Below are 12510 nucleotides of genomic sequence, written 5' to 3'. Positions count from 1 at the left end.
ACGGCGGACCGCAATCCAAGATCGGGGCGTCCCGCATGTCGTTCCAACGACATGCGGGACGCCCCGATCACTAGGGTCCGCCCACCCCGCGACGCAGCCACGCGTGCGCCACTGCGCCACTGCGCCACTGCGCCACTGCGCCACTGCGCCGTCCGCGTCCCAGCGGCGCCAAGGCGCCGCATCCCACCGGGCGCACGCGCCCCATCCCAGCGGCACACGCGCGCCCCATCCCAGCGGCGCAGGCGCGCCCGATCCCAGCGGCGCAGGCGCGCCCGATCCCAGCGGCACAGGCGCGCCCGATCCCAGCGGCACAGGCGCGCCCGATCCCAGCGGCGCGAGGGCGCCGCGCAGCGTAACGAGAGCGCCCCGCTCGCCGGTCTCCGGCGGGCGGGGCGCTCTGCTCTTGTTCGTGGTGACCACACGGATGCGGAAGGGAGGAGCGCCAGCGACGACCGGTGCCCGCGGGAGCATGCGGGCCCGGCCACGCCGGAAGCGGGTATATCCAGCTCTTGCTCTTGGCCTTCAGATGCTCTCGGGCCTTCAGACCCGGCCTTCAGACCGGCTCTCCATCAGGCCTTTATCTCCGGCTCTCTCTCAGGCCTTTGTGACCGGCTCAATCTCAGGCCTTTGTGACCGGCTCTCTCAGGCCTTGAGAACCGGCTCTTCGGGGGCCTCGGCGGCCTTGCGGCGCGCCTCCTTGCGGTCGTCGGCCGCCGTCTTGACCAGGCTGGCGACGGTGGCGATGACCAGCGTGCCGAGGATGACGACCAGGGAGAGCCAGATCGGGATCGTCGGCGCCCACTCGACGTGCTCGCCGCCGTTGATGAACGGCAGGTTGTTCTCGTGAAGCGCCTCGAGGACGAGCTTGACGCCGATGAACGCGAGGATGATCGCCAGGCCCTTGGAGAGGTAGACCAGGCGCTCGATCAGGTTGCCGAGCAGGAAGTAGAGCTGGACCAGGCCCATCAGCGCGAAGACGTTCGCGGTGAAGACCAGGTACGGCTCCTGCGTGATGCCGAAGATCGCCGGGATCGAGTCCAACGCGAAGATCAGGTCGGTGGTCCCGATCGCGATCATGACGATCAGCATCGGCGTGAACATCCGGCGGCCGGCGTGCACCGTGGTCAGGCGGGCGCCGTCGAAGCTCGGGGAGATCGGCAGCGCGCGGCGGCTCCACCGGATCAGAATGTTCTCCTTGAAGTCCTCGGACTCCTCGTCCAGCCCTTCCCGCGCGAAGTTGATCGCGGTGTAGATGAGGAACGCGCCGAAGATGTAGAACACCCAGGAGAACTGCGTGATCAGCGCGGCACCGGCGGCGATGAACGCGCCGCGCATGACGAGCGCCAGGATGATGCCGACGAGCAGCACCGTCTGCTGGTACTGCCGGGGCACCGCGAAGCGGCCCATGATGACCACGAAGACGAACAGGTTGTCCGCGGACAGGCTGTATTCGGTGAGCCAGCCCGTGTAGAACTGCCCGGCGTACGAAGGCCCGGCGAGGAGCCAGACGCCGACGCCGAAGAGCAGCGCGAGGCTGATGTAGATGCTGACCCAGATCCCGGACTCACGGGGTGAGGGTTCGTGCGGGCGGCGCCCGATGATGACGAGGTCGATGATCAGCACGACGGCCATCGCGGTCAGCGTGACGGCCCAGACCCAGGCGGGTACGTTCAACGAAATCCTCCGGCAGACACAGCATTGCGCCGCAGTGGTCCCTACTTACGCGAAGTAAGAAGATACCCACTCACGGCGACGTGCACTCGTATGTGACTGTCCGGAGGTCTCTTCCGCCACGGGATGGCACAATCCGTGACCGACGGCGCCGGGCGTCAACCCTTTGTCCAGGTTTCCACCGTGCTGACGACACCGCCGTAGGGGGAATACTCCCCTCCTTCGCGCGCAATTCTGCCTCATTCCGGCGCGGCCCGGAACGGGGGCTCGGAGTGCCGCTCGACACGCTCCGTGGCGCGGACCGCGTCATGACTCCCCTCGGACGGCACGACAGCCAGGTCGTCCTAGGAGGCTAGGTGAATTCGGGTCGTGCGAGACTGCCGGACATGGTTCTTGAGGTTGCGTTGATCGACGTGGTACCGGGCCGGGAAGACGATTTCGCGGCGGCGTACGCGAAGGGGCACCCGATCCTGGCCGGCGCGCCCGGCTGCCGCTCCGTGCGGATGACCCGGGGCATCGAGACGCCGGACCGGTTCGTGCTGCTGGTCGAGTGGGACTCGGTGGCGGCGCACGAGGAGAATTTCCGGGCCACCGAGCGGTTCGGGCAGTGGCGCGCGCTGATCGGCCCGTTCTTCGCCGGTCCGCCGCGGGTAGAGCACTTCACCGACGTCCCCGCCTGATCCACTGCCGATCGGTCCCGACCGGTCTGGCGGTCCCAGCCGAAGCGGCAGTCGCAGCCGGAACGGCGGTCCGGGTGCGGAGAGAGCCGGTCCCCCTGCCAGGGGCCCGGCTCTCCGCTGTGCTGGTCAGCCCTTGACGCGCTCCACGAACGCCCGCCAGGCCGGCTCCGCGAACCGGAGCCGGGGCCCCGGATCCTTGGAGTCCCGAACCGCGATCGTCCTCGCGCCCGCCGCGACCTCGACACAGTTGCCGTTCGCGTGGCTACGGCTGCTCTTCACCCAGCCAGTTCGACGTGCTCCCATCGCCCTCCGTATCAACCACCACCGTTGACCCCGCGCTGAGCGGGGATCGCCCGCGCCTGGTCCGGCCGGATGTCGACCGCCCGGGCCAGGTAGGCGCGCGTCTCCTCCTCCGGCAGCGCCGCCGCCCGCAGCCAGTCCGCGACCAGCAGGTAGCGCGCCACCTCCTCCTCGTCGGTGAGATGCACGTCCTCGCTCATCGTCTCCAGCACGACCGTGCGCGGGTCGGCCGGATCCGGGAACGAGTAGACGGAGAACGCGGTGTGCGGCACGTAGCCGTCCTGTAGCGGGGTCCGGAACGGCAGCATCCGGATCACCACGTTCGGCAGGTCGGCCATGGCCAGCAGGTGCCGAAGCTGGCCGCGCATCACCTCGGGCGGCGCGACCTGCCGGTGGAACGCGGACTCGTCGATGATCGCCTCGTAGCGCGGCGGCTGCTCGCGGCGCAGCACCACGTGCCGGGCCGCGCGGGCGCGGCTGTCCGCGTCCATGTCCAGACTCGGGTAGAGCGCGCGGCCGGAGCGAACCCGGACCCGGCCGTACTCCGGGGTCTGCAGCAGTCCGGGCACGACGTACTGGTGGAACTCGAAAATGTCAGCGGCGCCGGTTTCCAGCTCCGCATATCGACGCTGGCGGGGACCCATGTCGCCGAGCGCCTTCCACCAGCCGCGCGCGGCGGCCGCATCTCGGGCGATGACAATGAGTTTGTCGCGGTTCGGACCGTCCACGTCGTAGATGTCCAGCAGGTCCATGATGTCGGCCAGATCGGGACGACTCTGCCCCAGCTCGATCCGGGACAGCTTCGAGGTCGAGGCCCAGCCGAGCCGGTCGCAGACCTGCTCCAGCGTGAGGGCTGCCGCGCGCCGCAATTGTCGTAGCTCGGCGCCCAGACGCAATCGACGGACCGTAGGACTTTTGGGGGGTGGCATTGGTTCTCCCGGCGCCGACGTCGTGGCGACAAGGAGATTACAGGCAGCAACGTTCTGGTAGCCATCCGCTATTGGACAGTACAATTCGCATGTTTAGCGGTACGCACATCCCGGCGCGGCACTTCCCGGCACCGCGCGATCGCCGCGCCGGCGACGCCCACCCGCGCCCGACCTGCGATGTTGCGCATCGATGAACTCCGCGGGCGCACGCCGTGGACACGTCACCGAGCGGGTCCGCGACACCGGAACGCGCACGGAAAGTTGTTGATCCACATAGTGCGCGCGAAACGGCGAATCGGCGTTAATGGCCGTAAACCTAACCGCTGCCACTCGGCCGGGTGACCTGCGCAAACCAAGTGTCCATCAAGGAACCTGCATTGTCACCTGCGCCTGCAGGATCTCCTGCACGTGCAGGAACAGAACGGTCGAAAAAGGACCGGCGTCGCTGCGCTGCGTGACGCCGGTCCCCTACGTTCGGTTACTTCACGCCGGCGGCGTCCATGCCGCGCAGCTCCTTCTTCAGCTCGTTGACCTCGTCGCGGATCCGGGCGGCCAACTCGAACTGCAGCTCGCGCGCGGCGGCGAGCATCTGCTCGTTCAGGTTCTGGATCAGCTCGGCCAGCTCGGCCCGGGCCATGCCGGCGCGGGCCGGAGTGCTCGCGCCCTTGCCACCCCTCGACCGGGTCTCCGGGACCGGGGCCTTGCCGCGGGACATCTGCCGCCCGCCGCCGCCGACGATGTGGCCGCCGGGACCGTGACCGCCGAGCGCGGACTCGGTGTCCTCGGCCTCGCGGTAGATGTCGTCCAGGATGTCGTGGATCTTCTTGCGCAGCGGCTGCGGCGAGAGCCCGTGCTCGGTGTTGTACGCCACCTGCTTCGCCCGGCGCCGGTCGGTCTCGTCGATCGCCTGCCGCATCGATGGGGTGATCTTGTCAGCGTACATGTGGACCTGGCCGGAGACGTTGCGCGCGGCGCGGCCGATCGTCTGGATCAGCGAGGTGCCGCTGCGCAGGAAGCCCTCCTTGTCCGCGTCCAGGATCGCGACCAGCGACACCTCGGGCAGGTCCAGGCCCTCACGGAGCAGGTTGATGCCGACCAGCACGTCGTAGTCGCCCTTGCGCAGCTCGCTGAGCAGCTCGACCCGGCGCAGCGTGTCCACCTCGGAGTGCAGGTAGCGCACCCGGATGCCGTGCTCCAGCAGATAGTCCGTGAGGTCCTCGGCCATCTTCTTGGTCAGCGTGGTGACCAGCACCCGCTCGTCCCGCTCGGTGCGCAGCTTGATCTCGTGCATCAGGTCGTCGATCTGCCCCTTGGTCGGCTTGATCACGACCTCCGGGTCGACCAGGCCGGTCGGGCGGATGACCTGCTCGACGAACTCGCCGCCGGCCTGCTCCAGCTCCCAGTTGCCCGGGGTGGCGGAGAGGAAGACCATCTGGCCGACCCGCTCCAGGAACTCGTCGAAGCGCAGCGGCCGGTTGTCCGCCGCGGACGGCAGCCGGAAGCCGTGGTCGATCAGCATGCGCTTGCGCGACGCGTCGCCCTCGAACATGCCGCCGATCTGCGGGATCGTCTGGTGCGACTCGTCGATGACGGTCATGAAGTCGTCCGGGAAGTAGTCGAGCAGGCAGTGCGGCGGGCTCCCGGGCAGCCGGCCGTCGATGTGCATCGAGTAGTTCTCGATGCCGTTGCAGAAGCCGACCTGCTTCATCATCTCCAGGTCGTAGGTGGTGCGCATGCGCAGCCGCTGCGCCTCCAGCAGCTTGTTCTGCCGCTCCAGCTCGTCGAGCCGCTCGGCCAGCTCCACCTCGATGTCGCCGATCGCCCGCTCCATCCGCTCCTGGCCGGTCGCGTAGTGGCTGGCCGGGAAGATCAGTGCGGAGGGCACCTCGCGGACCACGTCGCCGGTGAGCGGGTGCAGGTAGGAGATCTTCTCCACCTCGTCGCCGAACAGCTCGATGCGCAGCGCCAGCTCCTCATAAGCCGGGATGATCTCCAGCGTGTCGCCGCGGACCCGGAACGTGCCGCGCTGGAACGCCATGTCGTTCCGCGTGTACTGAATCTCGACCAGGCGGCGCAGCAGCTTGTCGCGGTCGATCTCCTCGCCGACCGACACCCGGGCGGCGCGCTCCAGGTATTCCTGCGGGGTGCCGAGACCGTAGATCGCGGAGACGGTCGCGACCACGATCACGTCGCGGCGGGTGAGCAGCGACATGGTGGCGGAGTGCCGCAGCCGCTCCACCTCCTCGTTGACCGAGGAGTCCTTCTCGATATAGGTGTCCGTCTGCGGGATGTAGGCCTCGGGCTGGTAGTAGTCGTAGTACGACACGAAGTATTCGACCGCGTTGTTCGGCAGCAGCTCGCGAAACTCCTTGGCGAGCTGGGCGCAGAGCGTCTTGTTGTGTGCGAGCACCAGCGTGGGCCGCTGCATGCGCTCCACCAGCCAGGCCGTGGTCGCGCTCTTGCCGGTGCCGGTCGCGCCGAGCAGCACGCTGTGGCGCTCGCCGTCGCGGACCCGGCGCTCCAGCGCGTCGATCGCCGCCGGCTGGTCACCGGAGGGCTTGAAGTCGCTGATGACCTGAAACCGGTTGTCGATCCGGGGAATGTCGAGCGCCATGACCCCCACGGTACGCCCGGGGTCCGACAAGTTTCCCGGTCGCGCCAAGCGAGAGCCTGCGTCGACGTGGACGCAGGAGCGAGGCTCCGGCCCCCACTTCGATACAGGCTCTAGATCGTCTTCGATATTACGATTGTGTGGTGCGGCCCCCGGCCGTAGCGTTGACCGGTAGGCCGCTCGCGGCGGCCGTCCGGCACCGATGCGGCCCCCACACCGGCCGCTCGACCGGCGCACGACGGGTTGCAGCCCCGGGCTCATCACCCGGCGAGCGCGCCCCGTGCGGTGGCGCCAACGGCGCAGACCGGTCGCCGCGAGCGCGCCCAGAGCGTGCGTCGCTCGTTTCAACCTCCGTGACTTCCAGCAAACGGCGTGCGATCGCGCTCGCGTCCCTGATCGGCCTGCTCGGCAGCGCCGCGGCCGGGCTCATCGGCGGCCTCGGCTCGTGCGCGCCCACCGCCGACGGCCCGGCCGCGCGGCCGCTCTCCGCGGCGGAGGCGGAGCGGCTGGCCGGCATGCGGGTGCGCAACCACACGGACGGCACGGCCGGCGTGACCGCCACCATCGCCGGCGACAAGCTGCGCGCGGAGGGCTGGGTGGACTGGCGGCGGCGGCTCGCATACCTGCGCGTCACCCGGCCGGGCGCCGCGTCCGCACTGGTCCAGGGCGTGCCGGGGTTGGTCGCGACGATGACCGAGCCGGGCAGCGCGAGCCGGGGCCAGGTCTCGGCCGGGCCGCCGCCGACCGACCCGCCGGCCGGCGACTGGCGGGTGCGCGCCTCGGCCGGCGACGGCACGACCGGCAACTCGGCCGCGACATCGGTGGACGCGCTGCTCAATCTCCTGTTCGGAGCGTCCGCGACCCGGCCGGACTCGGCCGACACGCTACGCGGCAGCGACTCCCGCTGGCTGAGGTCGGACACCACCGGCGGCGACGTGGTCGACGTGTTCCTCGGCCCCGCGGTCCCGCCCGCGCCCCCGTTCACGGCCCCCGCGCCGACCCGCCTCTCCGACATGGGAGGCGCGGTCCGCTACTGGCTCGGCCGCGACGGTGACCTGCGGCGGATGGCGGCCACGCTGCCCGGCAAGCTACCGGTCGAGATCGACCTGCGGCGCGGCGAGGCGACCGCGTTCGGTGCGGTGGCCGCGTTCGGCGGCGCGCCGATCGTGCCCCGGGAGGTGACCGCGGACGAGGCGCGGCTGCTGGCCGGGCTGCGGGTGGCGGACCTGCGCGCGGGCGGCGGCCGGATCTCGGTGACGCTGCCGTCCCGGGACGGCGCGCTGCGTCGCGGCGAGGGCTGGCTGGACTGGGAGCGCACCCGCGCCTACCTGCTGCTGCGCTCGTCCGGCGGCGAGGCGCCGGACGAGCTGATGATCGCCACGTCGGCCGCGGTGGCGACCCGGCGGGTGCCGGCCGGCGCGGCCGGATGGGAGCTGCCGCCGCTGAAGGCACCGCGCGGCGAGTGGACGTCGACGCCGTGGGCGGAGCGGTCCGACGAGATGGGCGGGTTCGACCTGGACCTGCTGCTCACCGAGGCGATGGCGCTGGGCGGCACCGGGCGCGGCAAGCCCTCCGCGGTCCGCGAATCAGCCCGGCACCTGCGCGACGACACCCTGAACGGCGTGGCCGTGGGCGTGTTCGAGATCCCGAAGGCGGCGGAGGGCGAGGTCGCGCCGGGCTACGCGCGCATGCGCTACTGGGTCGGCACGGACGGCGTGCTGCGCCGGGTGGAACTGCTGACCCGCGCGGCCGGCTACGCCCAGCTCGACCTCACCCCGGACGGGAACGTCCCCGACCTGCCCCGGCCACCGAAGTCGTAGCCTTGATCGAGCCCGCCGCAACATGGGCGCGGTGGGCGCCGTGCCCCGCACGTCGACCGCGTGGTTTGTGATCCGGCCACCCGCGATCCGGAAGGGAGGCCGCCCGCGGCCGACCGGTGCCCGCGGGAGCATGCGGGCTGCACCACGCCGGAAGCGGGAAAAGGCCCTGTGTTCGTGCTCTTGCCTGTCTCGCTCCTGTTCTTCGCGTTCCGGCTCTTCGTGTGGGCGAGCCGGCGGGATTACCGGCGATCGTCCTGGATGAGGCGCTGCCAGAGGTCGTCGACCGCCGCGATCAGCTCCTCGCGGGTGCCCGCGTTGCTGAGCACCACGTCCGCGACCTCGCGGCGCTGCGCGTCCGTGGCCTGGGCGGCGATCCGGGCGCGGGCCGCGTCCTCGGTCATTCCGCGGTCGCGAGTCAGGCGCGCGACGCGGATCTCCTCGGGCGTCTCGACCACGACGACCAGCTGGTAGAGCGGCGCGAGACCGGACTCGACCAGCAGCGGCACGTCGTGCACCACGATCGCGTCGTCCGGTGCGGCCTCGGCCAGTTCGGCGCTGCGGTCCCGGACCCGGGGATGGATGATCGCCTCCAGGCGGCGGCGGGCCGCGTCGTCGCCGAAGACGAGCGCGCCGAGCGCGGGCCGGTCGAGCGCGCCGTCCGGCCGCAGCACGCCGTCGCCGAACGCGGCGCGCAGCTCGGCGAGCCCGTCGGTGCCGGGCGCGACGACCTCGCGGGCCAGCACGTCGGAGTCGATGACGATCGCGCCGAGCTCGGCGAGGCGGGCGGAGACGGCGGACTTGCCCGCCCCGATGCCGCCGGTCAGACCCACGGAGAGCATGACCGCGATCTTAGCCGTGCATGCGAGAAGCCCCGGTCGCGCGTCCGCGACCGGGGCTCCCCTACTGCCTTGCTACCGCATCACCTCGGGGCTTACTTGCCGCCGGCGAGCTTCTCGCGCAGAGCGGCGAGCGCCTCGTCGGTGGCCAGCGTGCCCGCCGGCTCCTCGCCCTGACGCGGCGAGGAGGAGGAGGAAGAAGACGACGACGAGCTGGTCGCGCCGCCGGCCGCCGGGGTGGAGGTGCTGACGCCGGCAGCCGCGTTCGCGGCGGCCTCGGTGTCGGCGGTGCGGGCGGCCACGACCTGCTTGGTGTGGGCCTCCCAGCGCGTCCGCGCCTCGGCGTACTGCGTCTCCCAGGTCTCGCGCTGCTTGTCGAAACCCTCCATCCACTCGCCGGTCTCCGGGTCGAAGCCCTCCGGGTAGATGTAGTTGCCCTCGTTGTCGTACGTCGCGGCCATGCCGTAGAGGGTCGGGTCGAAGTGCTCCTCGCCCTCGACGAAGCCCTCGTTGGCCTGCTTCAGCGACAGCGAGATGCGGCGACGCTCGAGGTCGATGTCGATGACCTTGACCATCACGTCCGAGCCGACCTGCACGACCTGCTCCGGGATCTCCACGTGGCGCTCGGCCAGCTCGGAGATGTGGACCAGGCCCTCGATGCCGTCGTCGACGCGCACGAACGCACCGAACGGCACGAGCTTGGTGACCTTACCCGGCACGATCTGCTGGATCGCGTGGGTGCGGGCGAACTGACGCCACGGGTCCTCCTGGGTCGCCTTCAGCGACAGGGAGACGCGCTCGCGGTCCAGGTCGACGTCCAGGACCTCGACCTCGACCTCCTGGCCGACCTCGACGACCTCGGAGGGGTGGTCGATGTGCTTCCAGGAGAGCTCCGAGACGTGCACCAGACCGTCGACGCCGCCCAGGTCCACGAAGGCGCCGAAGTTGACGATCGAGGAGACGACGCCCTTGCGGACCTGCCCCTTCTGAAGCTTGTTGAGGAACTCGGTGCGCACCTCGGACTGGGTCTGCTCGAGCCAGGCGCGGCGGGAAAGAACCACGTTGTTGCGGTTCTTGTCCAGCTCTATGATCTTCGCTTCCAGCTCGCGGCCCACGTAGGGCTGGAGGTCGCGGACGCGGCGCATCTCGACCAGCGAGGCCGGGAGGAAGCCCCGGAGCCCGATGTCGAGGATGAGGCCACCCTTGACCACCTCGATGACGGAGCCGCGCACGACGCCGTCCTCGTCCTTGATCTTCTCGATGGTGCCCCACGCGCGCTCGTACTGCGCACGCTTCTTCGAGAGGATCAGACGACCCTCCTTGTCCTCCTTCTGGAGGACGAGGGCCTCGATGTGGTCACCGACCGACACCACTTCCGCGGGGTCCACGTCGTGCTTGATCGACAGCTCGCGCGAGGGGATGACGCCCTCGGTCTTGTAGCCGATGTCGAGAAGAACTTCATCCCGATCGACCTTAACGACGGTTCCTTCGACAATGTCGCCGTCGTTGAAGTACTTGATGGTCTCATCGATCGCGGCGAGGAATGCCTCCTCGCTGCCGAGGTCGTCGATGGTGACCCGGTTGGCGCTCGAGGTGGCCTCGATGCTGCTCGTCATGTGGACAGTTGCTCCGAACGGATGGTGTCGCGGCTGGTGCTTGCGCCCACGGCCTGTCGGCGAGGACAGTGCGAACACCCGGAGTAGTCATGAGGCCGGTTAGGTCATGCTGCAGCGGGGCGACTGATTCAAGCCGACCGCGGACCTGCTCCCTGCCGAGGCACACGATCCGCGAGCGCATCGACTAGCTTACCCTGTGCATTACCACAGCGTGCAAGGCCTCCCGGCAGGTCAACCGAGATGGGCCGCGAATTGGTCGTCAAACGCCCTAGTTGGTCCCGGATGTCGCCCCCGTCACACTCCACCGGTAGCCTCCCGCTGGTGAGCGAACCCATGGACGGCGTCGAGATCGGCACCGAGGTCACCCGCCGGGACGTGACCGACGACGAGAGCCGCCGGGCCAGCCGCCACTGGTGGGACATCGACGCCGATGATTATCAGGCCGCACACGGAGAGTTCCTGGGCGACGCCGACCTCGTCTGGTGCCCCGAGGGCCTGCGCGAGGCCGACGCGCGCCTGCTCGGCGACGTGGCCGGCCGCCGCGTCCTGGAACTCGGTGCCGGTGCCGCGGCCGGCGCGCGCTGGCTCGCCGCGCAGGGTGCCGCCGCGGTCGCGCTCGACCTGTCCGCCGGTATGCTCCGGCACGCCGCCGCCGGCAACGCGCGCACCGGCATCACGGTGCCGCTGGTCCAGGCGGACGCGCTCGCGCTGCCGTTCGCCGACGGCACGTTCGACGTGGTCTGCACCGCGTTCGGCGCGATCCCGTTCGTCGCCGACTCCGCGGCCGCGCACCGCGAGGTGTTCCGCGTGCTGCGCCCCGGCGGCCGGTGGGTCTTCAGCGTCACCCATCCGATGCGCTGGATCTTCCTCGACGATCCGGGCGAGGGCGGGCTGCGCGCGGTCCACTCGTACTTCGACCGCCGCCCGTACGTGGAGGAGAACGTCGACGGCGAGCCCACCTACGTCGAGCAGCACCGCACGCTGGGCGACCGGATCCGCGAGCTGGTCGCGGCCGGCTTCGTGCTCCGCGACCTGATCGAGCCGGAGTGGCCGGACGGCCACGAGGGCGTCTGGGGCCAGTGGTCCCCGCTGCGCGGCCGGCTCTTCCCCGGCACCGCCATCTTCGTGACCGCCAAACCACAGACCACATGATCTAGCGGGTACGCCGTAAGCTTCCGGCGTGAGCGCTGAGCCGATCGGAATCGAGGCCGCCGTGTGGCAGCCGGACCCCGTGCGTCAGGCACTTGCCAACTACACGCTCCAAGACCTGCTCAACCTCCCCCCGGACGCACCGCGCGTCGAGCTCGTTGACGGAGTCATCCACGTGGTCCCCTCAGCCAACACCGGACACCAGACCATCGCCCGGAAGTTGTCCAACTGGTTCGAAGCACACGCGCCGGACGAGTTCTACCCCTACGAGGATGTCGGCGTGGCCCTGGGCCCCGGCCACACCCGGCAGCCGGATGTCCTGATCTGCTACGACGACGCCGTCGGCGACAACGAGAACTACGTGTTGCCGGCCGATGTGGTCCTCGTGGTGGAGGTGGTGTCGCCGAGCACCAAGACCACGGACCGTTTCGCCAAGCCCGGTGAGTACGCGGCGGCCGGCATCCCCTGCTACTGGCGCATCGAGCGGGACCCGTTGCACGTCTTCGCCTACCAGCTCCGCGAGCCGACGCGCCCGTCCGGCCTGCGGGAGTACGAACTCGTGGCGGACAGCGACACGCTGATCAAGGTCGAGCAGCCCTTCCCGATCGAGTTCCCGCTCTCGGAGATCGTGCGCCGCCCCCGCCCCCGGCGTTAGGCACCGCCCGGGCCGGGTAAGGCCCGGTCATGGCTGGGAAGAGCTTGCGCAAGGGCCGGAAGGTCAGCTGGCGGAGTCACGGGGAGACCGTGCACGGGACCGTGCGGGAGAAGATCACCTCCCGGACGACGACCGCGGGCCGCACGGTGGCCGCGTCAACGGACGAGCCGCAGTATCGGGTGACCAGTGACAAGACCGGGAAGGACGCCGTGCACAAGCCCGGCGCCCTGCACCCCGAATAGG

Annotated in this window: 10 protein-coding genes and 1 pseudogene; 5 read left to right on the top strand and 6 right to left on the bottom strand. The window is 70.2% G+C overall.

Annotated features, from left to right (window positions below; all coding sequences use genetic code 11):
- Nucleotides 1-642: 642 nt before the first annotated feature.
- A complete protein-coding gene (locus tag J2S43_RS02900; protein ID WP_370881741.1) occupies nt 643-1632 on the bottom strand; it encodes a TerC family protein in 990 nt (329 codons plus the stop codon).
- A gap of 425 nt (nt 1633-2057) precedes the next feature.
- Between J2S43_RS02900 and J2S43_RS02895 the strand changes: the two genes are divergently transcribed.
- A complete protein-coding gene (locus J2S43_RS02895; protein WP_306826983.1) occupies nt 2058-2351 on the top strand; it encodes an antibiotic biosynthesis monooxygenase family protein in 294 nt (97 codons plus the stop codon).
- Between the two features lie 126 nt (nt 2352-2477).
- Here J2S43_RS02895 and J2S43_RS02890 read toward each other — a convergent pair whose 3' ends face one another.
- The 3 genes from J2S43_RS02890 to uvrB form a co-directional block, all read right to left on the bottom strand.
- A complete protein-coding gene (locus tag J2S43_RS02890; protein ID WP_370881589.1) occupies nt 2478-2630 on the bottom strand; it encodes a DUF397 domain-containing protein in 153 nt (50 codons plus the stop codon).
- A 35-nt stretch (nt 2631-2665) separates the two neighbouring features.
- Nucleotides 2666-3580, bottom strand: a complete 915-nt coding sequence (locus J2S43_RS02885) for a helix-turn-helix domain-containing protein (RefSeq protein ID WP_306826981.1) — start codon at nt 3578-3580, stop codon at nt 2666-2668.
- A gap of 478 nt (nt 3581-4058) precedes the next feature.
- Entirely contained in the window at nt 4059-6194 is a 2136-nt protein-coding gene (uvrB, locus tag J2S43_RS02880; RefSeq protein WP_306826980.1) for an excinuclease ABC subunit UvrB, read from the bottom strand.
- A 350-nt stretch (nt 6195-6544) separates the two neighbouring features.
- Between uvrB and J2S43_RS02875 the strand changes: the two genes are divergently transcribed.
- The gene (locus tag J2S43_RS02875) at nt 6545-8011 is read left to right on the top strand and encodes a hypothetical protein (protein WP_306826979.1); all 1467 of its coding nucleotides are present in this window, start codon (nt 6545-6547) and stop codon (nt 8009-8011) included.
- A 269-nt stretch (nt 8012-8280) separates the two neighbouring features.
- Here J2S43_RS02875 and coaE read toward each other — a convergent pair.
- Nucleotides 8281-8850 (bottom strand): annotated as a pseudogene (gene coaE, locus J2S43_RS02870) (dephospho-CoA kinase); the annotation flags it as partial.
- 92 nt (nt 8851-8942) lie between these two features.
- Nucleotides 8943-10463, bottom strand: coding sequence for a 30S ribosomal protein S1 (rpsA, locus tag J2S43_RS02865; RefSeq protein WP_306826978.1), 1521 nt, complete (start codon nt 10461-10463; stop codon nt 8943-8945).
- 333 nt (nt 10464-10796) lie between these two features.
- Here rpsA and J2S43_RS02860 point away from each other — a divergent pair, with 333 nt between their 5' ends.
- Genes J2S43_RS02860 through J2S43_RS02850 form a run of 3 tightly spaced genes read left to right on the top strand, consistent with a single transcriptional unit; the run spans nt 10797 to nt 12509 of the window.
- Nucleotides 10797-11615, top strand: coding sequence for a class I SAM-dependent methyltransferase (locus J2S43_RS02860; RefSeq protein ID WP_306839168.1), 819 nt, complete (start codon nt 10797-10799; stop codon nt 11613-11615).
- 28 nt (nt 11616-11643) lie between these two features.
- The gene (locus tag J2S43_RS02855; protein WP_306826977.1) at nt 11644-12267 is read left to right on the top strand and encodes a Uma2 family endonuclease; all 624 of its coding nucleotides are present in this window, start codon (nt 11644-11646) and stop codon (nt 12265-12267) included.
- Nucleotides 12268-12296: 29 nt separating this feature from the next.
- A complete protein-coding gene (locus J2S43_RS02850) occupies nt 12297-12509 on the top strand; it encodes a hypervirulence associated TUDOR domain-containing protein (protein ID WP_306826976.1) in 213 nt (70 codons plus the stop codon).
- The last annotated feature ends 1 nt before the right edge of the window (nt 12510 follow it).

It is taken from the genome of Catenuloplanes nepalensis (genome assembly GCF_030811575.1).
GTDB classification, from domain to species: Bacteria; Actinomycetota; Actinomycetes; order Mycobacteriales; family Micromonosporaceae; genus Catenuloplanes; species Catenuloplanes nepalensis.
Note: the sequence above shows the minus strand (reverse complement) of the source record. Positions and strands in the feature narration are given on the sequence as shown.

Bases quoted from the DNA above. Each gene is read 5' to 3' on its own strand.
- J2S43_RS02900 (WP_370881741.1), bottom strand. From the start codon at position 1,632: ATGGCCGTCGTGCTGATCATCGACCTCGTCATCATCGGGCGCCGCCCG.
- J2S43_RS02860 (WP_306839168.1), top strand. From the start codon at position 10,797: ATGGACGGCGTCGAGATCGGCACCGAGGTCACCCGCCGGGACGTGACC.
- J2S43_RS02885 (WP_306826981.1), bottom strand. From the start codon at position 3,580: ATGCCACCCCCCAAAAGTCCTACGGTCCGTCGATTGCGTCTGGGCGCC.
- J2S43_RS02895 (WP_306826983.1), top strand. From the start codon at position 2,058: ATGGTTCTTGAGGTTGCGTTGATCGACGTGGTACCGGGCCGGGAAGAC.
- J2S43_RS02850 (WP_306826976.1), top strand. From the start codon at position 12,297: ATGGCTGGGAAGAGCTTGCGCAAGGGCCGGAAGGTCAGCTGGCGGAGT.
- rpsA (WP_306826978.1), bottom strand. From the start codon at position 10,463: ATGACGAGCAGCATCGAGGCCACCTCGAGCGCCAACCGGGTCACCATC.
- uvrB (WP_306826980.1), bottom strand. From the start codon at position 6,194: ATGGCGCTCGACATTCCCCGGATCGACAACCGGTTTCAGGTCATCAGC.